Below are 14,381 nucleotides of genomic sequence, written 5' to 3'. Positions count from 1 at the left end.
GTATTGAGGTGCGTTGCGGTTTAAGGGGCGAACCAAGGGGCGCCGTGTGTGAACTTGCTTTCAATCCAATTCTTGAAGGCTTGGGTTGTAGCAGGCACGAAGCGGGAAGACGGACGAACGAGGTAAACACCACCCTCGCCACCATCAAGCCGCCAGTCAGTCAGAACTCGCTTTAGTAGTCCTGCTTCTCGATCACGGCTCATCAACCACTCGCCGCCACCCAAGATACCAACGCCAGCCCTTGCAGCAGCGAGCAGCGCTTCCCCATCATTTGATGTCAGCGCGCCCTGAACCGCCACCTTCTGGATACGTCCTTTCTTGAACATCCGCCATTCAGGAAAGGATGCGAGACCGCTGAATCGCAGGCAGCTGTGTTTAGCCAAATCAGCAGGTCTTTGAGGCTCTCCGAACTGTCTGAGGTATTCAGGGGATGCGCAAAGAATGCGGCGGTGCTCCCACAGCTTTGTAGCAACAAGGCGGTTATCGCTCAACTCGCCCACTCGAATGGCGGCGTCATACCCCTCGGCAATCAGGTCGACGAAGCGGTCATTGTAGTCGGCCACAACCGACACGCCTGGATTGGCCAGGAGAAACTCGGGCAACAGTGGCGCGAGCCAGAGGCGTCCCATCGCTGCTGGTAGTGCAAGACGCAGGACGCCCCTAATTTCCGAAGCACCTTGTTTAGCTTCTTGCTGCGCTTCCGAAATGGCTCCAAGTGCTACTGTAAGGCGCTCCACCAGCTGAGCACCCACCAGCGTCATTCTGAGTTGACGGGTGGATCGCTCAATAAGACGAATGCCCAGTCGTGTCTCCATAGCTGCCACACGTTTTGAGATCACCGATGGATCGCGCTGGAGCCGACGTCCGGCTGAAACAAAAGACCCCTCCTCTGCGACTGCCATCAACGCAGTGATCTCATCACTATGCTGGCTATCGAGGAAGGCTTTTATGGGCATGGCTGCTTACCGAATGGGACGTTCAGTACAGTATGGCGAGACGATCTGATGCCTACAATCCCAGTTAACTGCATTTCATTACTGCAATCTATGCAGCAATAGGGGCGAAGCATTGCTGGCAGTTTATGGACGGAAGCGTCCCCTCGCACTCGGTGGAAGCTGGCTTTAGAATTGCGTTCCAGCAGCACGAGTCGATGTCAATGTCCCAACCGATGACAGTAACCAGCATCATTGGCCCTTGGAAGGGAGAGGCTTTGACAACGCTGCAACAGCGTTGTCGGGATGCCTGGGATACGCCTCTTGAAGAGCTTTCAGATCTCGCAGTCGCTACTTTTCTGAACCAGCAAATCGCAGTTGCCGAAATGCTGATCGAGGCCAGGCGGCGGTTGCATTCAGAGGTGCGCGATGACACAGAAAACTTCGATGGCCAGTTGGTAGAGGCAGTTCTTGGGGCTCACAAGTAACCGCGTATTGCCGGAAGCGGTCAATTGGCATGGAACTAGGCACGTTAGATTGAAGTGGCATCGCTGAGGGAACTGTCGGTATCTGCGAGCGGCAAGGTGTAACCGACCAAGCCCAGGGCGATCCTGAGGACCTTATTGCACCGTTCCAGCGGTGCCAGAAACCAACTCTGCATAAGCGCTCAGTACTGCGATTTTCTCGAGTAAGATATTCTTTAACCGCGCAGATTCCTCTGGCGGGCATTTGCCCAGTGACTGATGGCACGCAGCCATCGCTTGCGACACTTCAGTCTTTATTTGTTCGACACTGTCCTGGTTTCCTGCATGAGGCATCGACTTTTCCCTTCAGTAGGGCAGGCATCCAAGTATAGATGAGGTTGACGTTGTTCCACCGGATGCGTCCCCAGTTCTGGATCATTCCGCAAGATGAAGGCACGCCAGTGCGTTTCTGCTTTGGCCGTTGCGGGCGGTGAAAAAAGCCGCTGCACTGCAAATACTCGTAAGCAGTATATATGCACTCCGATCCCGACTCATTCTTCTCCCTTCCGAAAGGCAGCTTCTGGCCGATTGCGGCCCTACGGGAAGGGCTGCTATGGGTTAGCTGCCGGTGGCCAATGACAGCAATCGGCCCAGGCTGTGTGAAAACGCTTATCGAAAACTGGAGTGCGCGCTTCTACGCAAAATCTGAAAATGGTCGGCTGGTTTGTAGAGTCAGATTTCACGTAGAGGCACGGTTTCCGCCCTCGTTCTTGGCGGTCTCTACGACCAAAAACGTTTTCACACAGACTGGGCCAAAAGCAGACGGCCAGACCGGATCCTTCTTCACCGTAAACTGCGCACGTGAGCATCGTAGACTTGACATTGTTGCCTAAGGCAATAATATGATTGCCTAAAGCAACTATTTGAGAATTTTCATGACCGCAACCATCATGGAGCGCGCTGACGCGGTCCGCCGTTTCAACCGGTTCTACACCCGGCAGATTGGCGCACTGCAAGAGCACCTGCTTCAGGCTGATTTTTCCTTGACCGAAGCACGCATCCTTTATGAATTGGGCACCAGCGCTGGCCTGAAAAGTTCAGACCTATGCCATATGCTCGGTCTGGACGCTGGCTACCTCAGCCGAGTCATTGGTGGATTCGAGAAAAAAGGACTAATCAGCAGGGCTCGCTCTGCGATCGATGCACGAGCGTCTCAAATCCAGCTTACCGACAGAGGTCGTACCGTGCTGACCTCGCTGGAGCAAGCCGCTCGTGAAGAAGTTGTGGCGGTGCTGCAAGGCTTGCCTGAGTCACAACAGGAGCAATTGACCCAAGCCATGAGCCGGATCCAGACGCTATTGGGTGACAGGGATCTCTCCTACATTCTGCGCGATCCACGACCAGGGGACATGGGTATTGTTGTTCAGCAGCAAGCTCAACTTTATTCCCGCGAATACGGTTGGAATACGGAGTTCGAAGCGCTGGTAGCAGAAATCGTCGCTCAATACCTTCGTGAGTTCGATGAGTCCTGCGAGCGATGCTGGATTGCGGAAAAAGACGGCACGGTCATCGGTTCGGTGTTTGTCGTTAGACATGACGAAACGACCGCTAAGCTGCGAATGCTGTATGTGGATGCAAGTGCCAGAGGTATGGGAATCGGAAATCGATTGCTGCAAGAGAGTCTTCAGTTCGCGCGGCACTCGGGCTACACGCGCATGATTCTCTGGACAACCAGCGTGCTTTCCGATGCCAGAAAGCTATACCAGAAAGCAGGTTTTCAACTGGTCGAGGAGCAGCAGGTGCAGAGCTTCGGAAAAGAACTCGTCAGCCAGACTTGGGCTCGTGATCTGTAGTGGCGTTGTGAGCACCGTATGTGTAGTGGGGTACCGCCCAACGAGGGTCAAATTCTTCCAGCGCTGAGCGGCTGCAACCCAAAGCCGAGGCCGAGGCTCGCGAAGGGCCGCAATCGGCCAAAAGGGGTTACTGGGCACCTCTGCCGTCAGTAGCTAGCCTCGGCAGTCACCGACATTCAGGTGTCTCACATACATCCAAAATTCAGGAAACGGCACACCTATGGCCTACGAAATCCACATTGCCAGATCGATGGGAATAGCTCTTGAAGAGTGGCAATTACTTTGCGCAAGTGATCTGTCACTGAAGCTAGAAATCGAGCTGGCTGGCCGAAATCCCTTTACAGGTGAAACCATTGTTTCCAGTGGGCAAAATTCAGCAACGTGGACGTCTCCACTAACACAGCAACAGTATCTTTTTGATTATCGGAGGGGGAGGATTTCCTTCGTCTTCAGTGATGCGGCAATCGTAAAGGCCAAGGAAATTGCGAGAGCACTCGGAGCCAGTGTTGAAGGTGATGAAGGCGAGGCATATTGAAAACAACTAGCTGACAGATGTTCTCTAGGGTCTGTATGAAAAAGCATATGAGGGTGGGTTCTGGTGTGGGAGCTGGCTTGCCAGCGAGCTTTTCGGGCCTCAAAAGCTCGCTGGCAAGCCAGCTCCCACAGCACTCCACGCACGCTCCACACATTTCATACAGAGCCTAGCTACCTATCAGCGGATTTCACCTGCTAGCGACTGACATGCCGCTTTGGGTCGAAAGCGGTCAGAGCCAACGCAGTTTCGTCCCCTCCAGAGACACCTCAGCCGACCAAGCGCTTATGCATAGGGGTGCATGCCAGTTCAAGCCCCGAAGGCGAGGTGTAGATGCCGCCAACCGCCCCGTGGTAACCACACCGATGGTAGAAGGCAGTGGCATTCGGGGTCGCCTCCAGATGAATTTCGTCAAGCCCAGCCGCAATCGCCAGCCGCTCCAGATGCTGGATCATGGCCTTGCCAATGCCCTGCCCCATGTACGCGGGCAGCACAAAGAGAGCGCCCAGCTCCCGGGACTGGAAATCGATCAGCCCCGTGGCAACCGCCACTTCGTCCCACCATGCAATTTGGTACTGGCGCTCCACACTAGCCCGGTACCGGTCCGTCAGCGGCACCTGTGTCCAGGCTTGAACCTGTTCTGGCGTGTAGACGGCAATACACTGGTGTCGTATGGCTTGAAGCCGGATATCGAAAGCGACCTCTGCGTCGTCGTACCTGGCTGGGCGGATCTGCAACATGTTCACTCTCCTTGTCATGGATGCTCATGACCGGAGCATGAAAAAAGCCCCTACCATTGATGGCGGGGCTTCGGGGATGCGTGGGATTTACGCGCGCAACGCCCTATGGCCCGCCGAAGGCGGTCATCATGGGACGCATCATGATTACGCGGCTGCAAGTAGTCATGGGGGCATCATCTGATGTTTCAGAAAGGAGTGTCAAATTTTGTGACGCAGAGTCGCACCACGTCTCAGCCACGTGCAGCAGCTGCCGAAGGCAGGCGCTGCCCCCAGATGTACTGCAGCGCCTGTGACGCGGCCTGGCGGCCGCTGCTACACACAGCTTGTAGCCGCTGCCGCTAGGCTGCGCTGGCATCGATACACGCGGAAATTCTCCAGTGCCCCGGCAGTGGCTACCTAGACTGTGTATGAACAGATTGGCTGCAGGGGCACCTCGGAAATCGCCGAGACGATCGGTTGCCAAGGACCGCTCTCGGCCATGAACGGACATCCAGCCCATCAATTTCCGGCACAAGCTGCTGACTGCAAGGTTACGCCGCAGGTGGCTGAAACATTTTTGGTGGGCGATACTAATGTTGCACCTGAATGCCGCGTACCTGAACGCCTAGTTACTTTGGGCCAGGATCGAATCCCACACGGTTACACGCCATCCAACCACTAATACCGCGGGCGCGACGTCAACCCGTAGCTACTTCGCCCAAGGGTCCGTCATATTCAAGATATTTCGAAGAAACTCATCACTCGACACGCCAACGATCTCCCCCACATACCACTTCCCCTTGACTTGGCGCAGCCCCACCCAAAGCCCCACGACGTTACCGTCATCACGCTCGATCACATAAGAGCGATTGTCCAAGACTTCGCCTTTAACTCCTTGATGCCGCGATGAACCTTGTAGACCGACTGGCCATCGAGCCAATGGGTGTACCCTGCCTCCGCGCTGGAAAGCAGTTCTGTTTCCTTTTTGGCCCAAGGAACGAAGTGGCCGGCGAAAACGGATGACCAACAGCCTTTGAGCAGGCCAGATTCAATGCATTTTACGTACTGGGCTTCGAATTTATCTTTGTCGGGGATGGGCTCGCCAGCCAGACCAAGTGAAGAGAAGAAGGCGACGGTCAACAGCAGGAGTGCTCTCACAAATGGCTCCATTTCGTGAGTGGGATTTTCGCGGATAGTGGCGCTTTGAGATCAATGATGTAAGGGCAGGCAGCGCAACACCTGATCGGGGTCAAGCACGATCTATCCGCGCGCAATAGCACCCTTGCCTGGCATGGTGAACGTGGATGTAGCCAACCTGCGGGTCGGCAAACATCCGCGCAATGATTGCCTCAATCGCTGTGCCAGCGACTACCTCAGCGTCAATCATCATGCCGCTGTCGACCGAGCAGCGTATGACGCCCAGCGCGGCCAAGTCCTGCTCCGGAAGGTAGAACAATGCCTGGAAGGGTTCGGGGGAAAGGCCTGTTATACGATAGGTCATGTGCTTCTCCAGTCGGTTGCAACCGCATGGAAACGCACTCCCTGCTGAGTGCACTATCCGTTTCTTGCTCGATTGGCTGTCGGCCGGGGCTCAGAGGGTTATGGGGAATCGTTACCTGCCCAGCGATAGCCGAAATCGTCCGTTCATTTTTCTTAAGCCAACATGTGCTATGAAAGCCGGCGAGATACAAGAAGCGTCAATACCAACAGGCTCGCAAAACGTCTTCACCTCATATTCAAAAGGACTTTACGTGCTAAGGAAGTTGCTCCCACTGCTGTTCGGCGCAATGCCGATAATGGCTCATGCGAACCAGGAAGCGCAGTTTTGGAACTGGTTCGTTGCGAATCAATCAGCCCTTTATCGTTTCACATCGCCCACCGACCCGGTGCTTGATCAACTGGGCAGCCAGTTGAAGCAGGTTAACGAGGATCTGACCTTTGAACTGGGCCCAGTACAACCGGAGGGCAGGCGCGAATTCATCATCAGCGCCGATGGCTTGAAGGCGGCTTTTCCCGCTGTTGAAGCGCTGTATGCAGCAGCCCCGAAGCTGGATCTTTGGCAGGTCGTCAAGTACCGCCCTCGCCGCAGTCCGGTCAACACGCTCACACTGGGCGAACATACTTTCGACCCAGCCACAGTACGATGCCTGCTCGCAAAAGACGGGGCCAAGATCGGCATCGTGTTGATGTACGACGATTACAAACAGAACGACGCCCTGTTTACCCAGGCCTCCTACCTGCTGCTGGATGACGCCCTTGGCGAGTATGCGGTCGAGACCCAGGTAGGCTTTGTGAGCGTGCGAGGCATGGAAGACCGGTGGGTGAAGCAATCGTTTCCCATGACTCGCCTGGCAGCCGAGTTTGATCATGCGAAACAGGGAGGTGGATAGGCCCGATGGAGATCCAACAGATCGCGTACCTGCCCCCCCCACATATCAGCCCTTGAGAAATCAGCAGTTGCCGAGGGTTTCAGGTTTCTCACCAGACTGATTTCAGAATGGCAGTCAGGCGAAAACCGCTTCGATGCTCCCGGGGAATGCCTCATGGCAGCGTATGTGAATCAGCAACTGGCAGGTATCGGAGGGCTTTCCATTGATCCCTACACCGAAGCGGGTACTGGGAGGTTGCGACGCCTATACGTGGCGCCTGTGTCCAGGGGCCGGCACGTTGGTCAGAGTCTGGTAAGCGCGTTGCTTGCCCATGCCGCTTTGCACTTTAAAACTGTGCGGCTTTATACCGACACATCCGATGCAAGCGCGTTTTACGTGCGCTGCGGTTTCAGGCGACAGGAAGACGCCCATGCGACGCACGTGATGCAACTAGGGTCGGTATGAAATGTTTTCCAGCGAAGGCCAGGCAAGGCGAGAACGGGCGAGGAACGGTCGGAGTCGCGCTCGACTTTACGGGTTGTAAGTGAGCATTCCGATCGGACTCGCGCACGAGCCTGTTTTCAACGCTGCATAGGCGAGCTGAAATACAATTCATACAGCCCAGTCCCTAAAGGCAATGATCAGGAAAGACATGAACTTCATCGACGAATTGGTAGCCGCCTTCCCAGCAAGGAATCCGGTACCCTCAGTACTGCACACCCTGCGTCAGTCCACCATCGACCAGCAAGGTGGTGCCGGTGATGAAACTCGCGACGGGGCTCGCCAGGAAGACCGTGGCGTTCGCGACCTCCTTGGGCGTGGCAATGCGCCTTATGGGGTTCTGCCAGACATTGATGTCTGCAAGCCAGCTGCAAGATATTTCTAAACAATGGAGGAATGCATGCAGGAACGGGAATTCGCTTTAGTTCGAATAGATAAAATTCATGAAATCGTTTCGCCAATCATAGAGGGTCGCTTGCATGCCTTGGGATTTGAGGCTCAGGCCCCCCTGCACTGGCTGCGTAGTACTGACGCTCCTATTCGCCAGATTTTCTGCCTGAGGCAATGGAAAGGAGGCGCTCTGGCGCCAGCTTGGGGTCTATCCTTGGATTTCGTGCCCCACGTTTCCGGCAGCAACGTCAAATGGCACAAAACGTTCAAGTCAGCGCAACTTGATTTAACTTGGGATGCGCGGAACAAGGCCTGGAACATCCCCTATTGTTATGGGCCTGAAATAATTGAAACCAAGGCTCATGAGGTACTCAGCGCAGCCATTGCAGAGGCCGAGTTATTCTGGGAAAAAGCTCAGTTGATAGCCGACCTGCCGAGTGCATTCGAGCGAGTCAAACAACGTCTGTCATCGGGCGGGCTGGGCTTCTACAACTATGTGCAACACCCCCTGGCCTACGCATTTGTATTGGCCCTCAACGGCAGCCAGCAAGCGGCAGAGGAAGAATTTCAACGCTACTATTCATGTACTCCCGAACCGGTCAGACAAAAACTTCAAACATTGCTTACACAGGCAGGGCAGGCGCGTCTCAGCTAGTGAAATGCCCGTCACGTTGTGGTGCTCCGAGCCCCAGACGCCGTGTAAGTCGGCCATCTTTGGGCCAGAGCCGCCCTGCGCAACCCGCAGCTTTCGATTCAAGGCGCGCCTAGCGCAGGGGCGGCTCTCGGCCAAAAGCAGAAGCCCGGATAGCAGCAGAGCAGCCAGCCTCAGCGTTAAACAGCTGAAAGCGAAGCCCTGAGTAGCCGAATCGCTAGCAATTGTTTTTCTGTCTCAGCAGTTGTAAGGGGCCGTTCGCACAACTCTCTACTTAAGTAAACAATTGCGTCGTTACCATCAGGATGGTCGGAGTAGCTAGGGTGGCTTGATATCTCTTTTAACAAGCCATCCGAGACAGGTGCAACATGAAAGTGCACATTGAAACCCTGAGAAAACCCTAACTTGTAGAAAATTACTTTGCAAGGTGCATATACCTTCACCAGCAAACGCTCCAGCCTTTTCATGACCAACCCTAAAGATGCCAGGGCATCGCCGCTCAAGTCGCTGAGCTCGGAAGCCTCCTCTTCAGATGAAATTATCAGGTATCCATCGTGACGCGCATCTCGTCGATGAGTCACGATCCAGTGCCCATCCCCAAACAATTTCAGCTCGTCCATTGCGCGCTCATCCAGTCAGTCACCATTCCTGCAACTTCAGCTGAGCAGTGCATGACGATCGGCACCACCACCCCGCCCGTTTTGAGGCGTGCAATGGCGAGCGCCACGCCAATGACCGCTAGGGTAACGAAGGTGGTCCAATGTTGATACTGAGTGTGCGATGCAACAAACAGCGCGGCGGTGAAGATTACCGCTACGATTCGCCAGTTGCGGTGCGCAAGCGGGAAAAGTCGGATCAGGAAATGCCGGAACAACAACTCCTCGCTGACGGGCGGGAATATCGCCAGCATCGCTAGGCAAAGCAACGTCTGGGGCAAAGAAAGACCGGTGAGGAATGTCACCATGAAGGGTTCTCGCCCTACACCTGTAGCGACTTCCGCAACGGTATCTACCAGACAGATCACGACTATGACCCAGAGGAATATCTTGAGCGCGGGCTTGACGTCCATGCCCTACCAAGGCGCGAAGTCCGCCAGCGTTGCGCATCTGAAAAGTAGCGAGCGCTAGCAGGCCGGCGGCGGCCAGCCCATGGCCAACAAGCATCCAAAGACCGTGCATACCCTGCGTACCGACCAGAAAAATAAGCACGAGTTGAAGACCTAAGGACAATGCCACCGCCAGAATGGCCATGGCCAGACGAGACCAGAACCGGTACTTGTCGCCTTGCTGAATAATGTAGTCTGGCGTTTGTTCGTACTTCATTTGCTTCTTCCTTTATGAGCTAGGTACATCACTTTCAAATCCGAGTGGCAAAACGCGCTTCGCCTATCATGGTACCAACCTGACTAGTTGCATCAGTTGCCGGAATTCATCCGTCACCTGCCACGCCGTATCGAGGGTGCTGACCCCGAAGTCACTAACGAATGATCCTGCCGGGTTTGCTGGTGGCTGCAAGATCGTCGCACGCCCTCCGTCATGGCAGGCAGGAGCGCCGATTGAATTACGCTTAACAACGGAGTCGGGCCTAAGCTGCCAATCCCCCCGACGGCTAAGACGCAGCCACGCGCTGTAGCCGCTGCCGCCAGGCTGCGCTGGCCGCTGGGTACGCTAGAGATTTCCAGTGTGGTTGAATGCCAGCGCAGCCTGCGGCAGCGGCTACAGTGATGGGCCTGGCCATCCGCAATGGGTCGGAAGCCGCCGGTCACCGCAAACCGCTTTCGGCTGACAGCACCCGTTAAGCATTGACAAAAACAGCGGCGCTTCACACAGCCGACGCGTAGCGTCATGTAAAGGAATACACGCACGCAGCTGCCGCAGAGCACTCGCTTTTAATCGTCATACGCCTTTCCCGAAGAACAGCTCGTAAAAAAGGCTCAGGCCTGCGCAGCGTTACTGGCTTTGCTTTGGAACATGGCGGTATCGGCCTTGAACATCAGTTCGTCGAGCAGCTCGCCATCTTCCGGATACCAGGCCACACCCAGGCTGGCGCTGACCTTGATCTGGTGGCCTTTCCAAAGCAGGGGCAGCTCGACAGCCTTGCAGATTGCCTGGGTGATTCGCTGGATATCGTGTTTGTGATGCGCGCCGTCGAGCAACAAGACAAATTCATCGCCGCCCATGCGCGCGGCGATTTCAAATTCGCGAATATGGGATCTGATGGCCGAGGCTACATGGATCAAAACGGCATCGCCCGCCTGGTGGCCAAAACGATCATTGATCTGTTTGAAGTTGTTCAAGTCGAGGTAGCACAGGGCCAAATGCTCTCCACGACTCTTGGCGTCGAGCAGCTTCTGACTGACAAAGGGAATAAAACTATTGCGATTGGGCAAGCCGCTCAGGCTGTCATAGAAGGCAAGTTTGCGGACTTCCTCCTCAGCCAGTTTGCGTAGCTTGATCTCTTTGCGCAGATGGCGCTGGGCGTTCAACAGCACCAGCGTGAACAACAGGACAAGCACGCCGCCAATACTGATCAGGACAATCGTCTTGCGCAGCCGCTCGACGAGCTGTGGCGGGTTGGGGTCGTAAATGAAGTTTTCCAATCCGTCGATGTTGTTGACCATGCCCAGTTCAAGGAAAGTTTCAGCCATACGTTGCCAGCGCCCCGGGTTCATATGACCGATCTCGATCAGGTCCGATTGCACCAGTGGACGCATGGCTTGGGCTTCGAACTCCAAGTGCGCGCGGCTTTTCTCCACTGCATATTGATTGAGCAGCAGGTCGATGATTTCCTCGGGGTTATCCATCGCGTAGCGCCAACCACGCAGTGTGGCGCGGCGGAACGCCTCGACCCGTTGGGGATGCTCATCAATCTCGGCTTGCGTGGTAAACAGGATGTCGCTGTAGAAGTCGATCCCGTAGGTGACGGGCGAGATAACGTTGTAGTCCACACCGCGCTGTTTCAGGTAAAAGGGCTCGTTGGTCAGGTACGAGTTGAAGGCCGTCACTTTGCCGTTGGCCAGATCCTCAATCTGATAACTGCTGGGCAACAGTTGCAGTTTGTCGAGGGGTATACCCTCGCTGCGGAACATCGCCAGAAAATCGGCATCGGTCTGTGCATCCATCAACATCACCGGCTTGTCGATCAGGTCGTGCACGGTGCGAACCCCTTTGTCCGTGCGAGCCAGAAGCACAGAGGGGGAATGCTGAAAAATCACCGCAAGCGCAACCAGGGGCTTTCCATGCAAGCGTGCGTAAAGCAACTCGCTGTTGGCTTCGGCATATTGCGCGCGCCCGGAAAGCACTTCTTCAACCGGAGTGATATTGGGACCACCCTCGTGCAAGTGCACCTCCAACCCTTCTTCGCGGTAATAGCCCTGTGCGATGGCGGCATAATAGCCCGCGAACTGAAACTGGTGCTTCCAACGCAGCTGTACATCAATGACCTGTACGCCGTCATTGTGTTGGGTGACCGGGCTCGCCCACGCAGCCTGGGCCGAGAACAGCACCAAACACACTAGTCGACGCAGCCGCCCCGGCAGACGTCCCTGCGGCTGACTTGGGGTGTTGGAGCAGCTACGGAGGCTGGGCATAGTGGAGGGTCCGTGAATCGCGCTTATCGTTTAGCGGGCAAGGCGTGGCGCGGCGCGGCATTGTGGCATCACTGATGCGGTGCCAGCAATCGCGTGCCATGGCTTGGGTCAGCAGAGCGCAATCGGCCGGAAGCTGCCGCCCCCCGTCGGCCCAGGCCCAGCCACGCGCTGTAGCCGCTGCCGCCAGGCTGCGCTTGCCGCTGGATGCGCTGAAGATTTCCAGTGTGGTTGAAGGCCAGCGCAGCCGGCGGCAGCGGCTACAGCGGGGGCTGGCCGTCAGCAATGGATCGAAAACGCTCGATCGCCACCAGTATGTTTCACCCCTTCGCGTCCAAGGCAGGTAAGTAGAACGAAGGCGGCCGGCCCGATACTCGGCGGAACATGGTGGCAAACGCCGCTGGGCTGTCATATCCCATCTCCAGGGCAACAGTCGTCACGCTGAGGCCTTCCGCAAGCCGTGCCAGGGCCAAAATCGCGCAGGCACGTTGACGCCACTGCCCAAAGCTCAAGCCGGTTTGCTCTCGAAAAAGGCGATTGAACGTCCGCAAACTGATGAACAGTGAGTCAGCCCACCCCTGCGCCGCGGTGTTGATATCCGGTGCCAGCAGGAAAGTCTTGCAGATGGCCAGTAACCGGTCGTGCGCTGGCATGGGGATCTGGAGTGCAAGCCGGTTCGCGCGCTGTATTTCATGCAGTAGAAGCTTGACCAGGGCGCCATCCCTGCCCTCTTGCTCATACTCCAGGGGCATGTCCACCGCCTCCTGGAGCAGGGTGCGCAGTAGCGGGCTGACGTCGATCACCCGGCACCGTGCCTCCATGCTCAGCGATTCGGCAGGTTCAATGTACAAACTATGGGTCGTTACGCCGAGAAACAAGACCTCGTGGGGCACCTGCCGAGGTATCCATACCGACCGTTGTGGAGGGACGACCCAGGTTCCCAGGCTCGTCGTCACCTGCATCACGCCCTTTGAGCCGTAAAGCAATTGCGAGCGCCGGTGAGTGTGCATCGGCAGGCGGTGGCCGTACTCATACTCTGTGCAGATTGCAACGACAGGGCGTGGGGTGGAGTCCAGAACAGCAATGGAAGCATTGCGCATCATCATGATCCAGGAAGCTTGGCCGGAACGAAAACACGGTCGGCTCGTTCGCAAAAGTCCACCGCGGCCCGCGCCCTTAAGATGCCCGCTCAACGAACATTGAGCAATGGACAATACTGGATGAGCCTATTGATATTGGCAGTGCTGGGTTGCATGACCGGCGTCACCACTGTGCTGTTTGGCTTCGGTGGTGGTTTTGTCGCGGTACCGCTGGTTTATCACCTGCTGATTGCCAGCCATGCCCCAGGGGAGGTTGGTTATGACGCCGCCATGCAAATCGCCGTCGGCACCTCGACGGCCGTCATGGTGATCAACGCGTCGATGGCGACGTTTAAACAGCACCGCGCAGGCCGGCTTGTTGGCGGTTTTATCTGGCCGCTGGTGGGCTATATCGCAGTCGGCGCGGTGGGCGGCGCCCTGCTGGGTAGTGCAATGACCAGTGACGCTGTGCGCGCCGGTTTCATCGCTTACCTGGCGCTTACCATCGCCGACTGCATGATCCGCAAGGGGTTTCTCCGAACCTCGGACGCCAGCCCCCGGAGGCTGGGTGCCGTGCCCTTCAAAGGCGTTGTCATTGGCGTCGTGGCTGCCCTGCTGGGCGTGGGTGGCAGTGTGATGACGGTTCCGTTGCTGCGCAGGTCGGGCCTGAGCATGGCCCAGGCCTCAGCGTTGGCAAACCCTCTGAGCCTGCCGGTGGCGTTGGCAGGATCACTGATGTACGGGGCCATGGGGCCGCTCCAGACGCCGGGGTTACACAGCGGTTTGCTGGGCTACATCTATCTTCCGGCGTTCGTGTTGTTGAGCATCGGTTCGGTGATAGGGGTGCGGGTGGCATTACCGCTGGCGGGCAAGATTCCTGACAGGTTGCATGCCCGCATCTACATCGGGTTGCTCGCCCTGGCGGGTCTGGGCCTGGCGTTCAAGTGACCCGCAGATCAGGGGCAGCCATCCGTGGTAGGAGCCGGCCTTAGCCGCGATGCAGACGACGCGATCAATGGGGTGGGCCCGCGATTTAGGGGGGAACGCAGGCGCAATTCAACGACCTAGCCCCCACTGCCCTCCACGGCTGTCGGCGTCACAGCCGACCCTGCCAGCAAACCACCATCAATATTGAATTCACTCCCCGTAACGGACGCGCTTCCTTAATTCCGTAAGCAGTAATGCCCCTGCCCCGACCATAATCGCAATATCGGCCAGGTTGAATGCCTTTGCCGCTTTCGCCCCAACCCATTGAGTCAAGAATGTAACCATTGCCTTGATGCAACGACCACCGAGCGCAGGCA

Annotated in this window: 15 protein-coding genes and 1 pseudogene; 7 read left to right on the top strand and 9 right to left on the bottom strand. The window is 56.4% G+C overall.

Annotated elements, in window-relative coordinates; translation table 11 throughout:
* Positions 1 to 20: 20 nt before the first annotated feature.
* A complete protein-coding gene (locus tag ACZ9GA_RS08955; protein WP_457363023.1) occupies positions 21 to 956 on the bottom strand; it encodes a LysR family transcriptional regulator in 936 nt (311 codons plus the stop codon).
* Positions 957 to 1,156: 200 nt separating this feature from the next.
* Here ACZ9GA_RS08955 and ACZ9GA_RS08950 point away from each other — a divergent pair, with 200 nt between their 5' ends.
* The 3 genes from ACZ9GA_RS08950 to ACZ9GA_RS08940 all read left to right on the top strand — a co-directional run bounded on the left by ACZ9GA_RS08950 (position 1,157) and on the right by ACZ9GA_RS08940 (position 3,784).
* The gene (locus ACZ9GA_RS08950; protein ID WP_457363024.1) at positions 1,157 to 1,420 is read left to right on the top strand and encodes a hypothetical protein; all 264 of its coding nucleotides are present in this window, start codon (positions 1,157 to 1,159) and stop codon (positions 1,418 to 1,420) included.
* Between the two features lie 911 nt (positions 1,421 to 2,331).
* Positions 2,332 to 3,249, top strand: a complete 918-nt coding sequence (locus ACZ9GA_RS08945; protein WP_457363025.1) for a bifunctional helix-turn-helix transcriptional regulator/GNAT family N-acetyltransferase — start codon at positions 2,332 to 2,334, stop codon at positions 3,247 to 3,249.
* Positions 3,250 to 3,469: 220 nt separating this feature from the next.
* Entirely contained in the window at positions 3,470 to 3,784 is a 315-nt protein-coding gene (locus ACZ9GA_RS08940; protein ID WP_457363026.1) for a hypothetical protein, read from the top strand.
* Positions 3,785 to 4,050: 266 nt separating this feature from the next.
* Here ACZ9GA_RS08940 and ACZ9GA_RS08935 read toward each other — a convergent pair whose 3' ends face one another.
* The 3 genes from ACZ9GA_RS08935 to ACZ9GA_RS08925 form a co-directional block, all read right to left on the bottom strand.
* Positions 4,051 to 4,521 carry a GNAT family N-acetyltransferase gene (locus tag ACZ9GA_RS08935; RefSeq protein ID WP_457363027.1) on the bottom strand — a complete coding sequence of 157 codons (471 nt, stop codon included), beginning with the start codon at positions 4,519 to 4,521 and terminating at the stop codon, positions 4,051 to 4,053.
* An 834-nt stretch (positions 4,522 to 5,355) separates the two neighbouring features.
* Positions 5,356 to 5,658 (bottom strand): hypothetical protein, encoded by a 303-nt coding sequence (locus tag ACZ9GA_RS08930; RefSeq protein WP_457363028.1) that lies wholly within the window; start codon positions 5,656 to 5,658, stop codon positions 5,356 to 5,358.
* Between the two features lie 91 nt (positions 5,659 to 5,749).
* Positions 5,750 to 6,001: a DUF1203 domain-containing protein gene (locus ACZ9GA_RS08925; protein ID WP_457363029.1), complete on the bottom strand. Its 252-nt coding sequence runs from the start codon at positions 5,999 to 6,001 to the stop codon at positions 5,750 to 5,752.
* Positions 6,002 to 6,251: 250 nt separating this feature from the next.
* On the opposite strand from ACZ9GA_RS08925, the gene ACZ9GA_RS08920 reads away from it, so the two are divergent.
* Both ACZ9GA_RS08920 and ACZ9GA_RS08915 read left to right on the top strand, forming a co-directional pair.
* On the top strand, positions 6,252 to 6,890 hold the full coding sequence (locus ACZ9GA_RS08920) for a hypothetical protein (protein WP_457363030.1): 639 nt from the start codon (positions 6,252 to 6,254) through the stop codon (positions 6,888 to 6,890).
* A gap of 42 nt (positions 6,891 to 6,932) precedes the next feature.
* The gene (locus ACZ9GA_RS08915; protein ID WP_476227602.1) at positions 6,933 to 7,334 is read left to right on the top strand and encodes a GNAT family N-acetyltransferase; all 402 of its coding nucleotides are present in this window, start codon (positions 6,933 to 6,935) and stop codon (positions 7,332 to 7,334) included.
* 241 nt (positions 7,335 to 7,575) lie between these two features.
* Here ACZ9GA_RS08915 and ACZ9GA_RS08910 read toward each other — a convergent pair.
* A pseudogene (locus tag ACZ9GA_RS08910) lies at positions 7,576 to 7,710 on the bottom strand (SDR family oxidoreductase); the annotation flags it as partial.
* A gap of 60 nt (positions 7,711 to 7,770) precedes the next feature.
* On the opposite strand from ACZ9GA_RS08910, the gene ACZ9GA_RS08905 reads away from it, so the two are divergent.
* Entirely contained in the window at positions 7,771 to 8,415 is a 645-nt protein-coding gene (locus tag ACZ9GA_RS08905; RefSeq protein ID WP_457363031.1) for a hypothetical protein, read from the top strand.
* 176 nt (positions 8,416 to 8,591) lie between these two features.
* Here ACZ9GA_RS08905 and ACZ9GA_RS08900 read toward each other — a convergent pair whose 3' ends face one another.
* From ACZ9GA_RS08900 to ACZ9GA_RS08885, 4 genes are all read right to left on the bottom strand, one after another.
* Positions 8,592 to 9,032, bottom strand: coding sequence for a hypothetical protein (locus ACZ9GA_RS08900; protein ID WP_457363032.1), 441 nt, complete (start codon positions 9,030 to 9,032; stop codon positions 8,592 to 8,594).
* Positions 9,020 to 9,481, bottom strand: coding sequence for a CPBP family intramembrane glutamic endopeptidase (locus ACZ9GA_RS08895; RefSeq protein WP_457363033.1), 462 nt, complete (start codon positions 9,479 to 9,481; stop codon positions 9,020 to 9,022). The genes ACZ9GA_RS08900 and ACZ9GA_RS08895 overlap by 13 nt, the downstream gene beginning before the upstream one ends.
* An 864-nt stretch (positions 9,482 to 10,345) precedes the next feature.
* Positions 10,346 to 12,001: an ABC transporter substrate-binding protein gene (locus ACZ9GA_RS08890; protein ID WP_457363034.1), complete on the bottom strand. Its 1,656-nt coding sequence runs from the start codon at positions 11,999 to 12,001 to the stop codon at positions 10,346 to 10,348.
* Between the two features lie 317 nt (positions 12,002 to 12,318).
* Entirely contained in the window at positions 12,319 to 13,098 is a 780-nt protein-coding gene (locus tag ACZ9GA_RS08885; RefSeq protein WP_457363035.1) for an AraC family transcriptional regulator, read from the bottom strand.
* A 120-nt stretch (positions 13,099 to 13,218) separates the two neighbouring features.
* Between ACZ9GA_RS08885 and ACZ9GA_RS08880 the strand changes: the two genes are divergently transcribed.
* Positions 13,219 to 14,025 carry a sulfite exporter TauE/SafE family protein gene (locus ACZ9GA_RS08880; protein WP_457363036.1) on the top strand — a complete coding sequence of 269 codons (807 nt, stop codon included), beginning with the start codon at positions 13,219 to 13,221 and terminating at the stop codon, positions 14,023 to 14,025.
* Positions 14,026 to 14,381 lie beyond the last annotated feature (356 nt).

Source organism: Pseudomonas sp. TE3644 (genome assembly GCF_056278815.1).
This window is presented reverse-complemented; position numbering and strand designations above follow the sequence as displayed.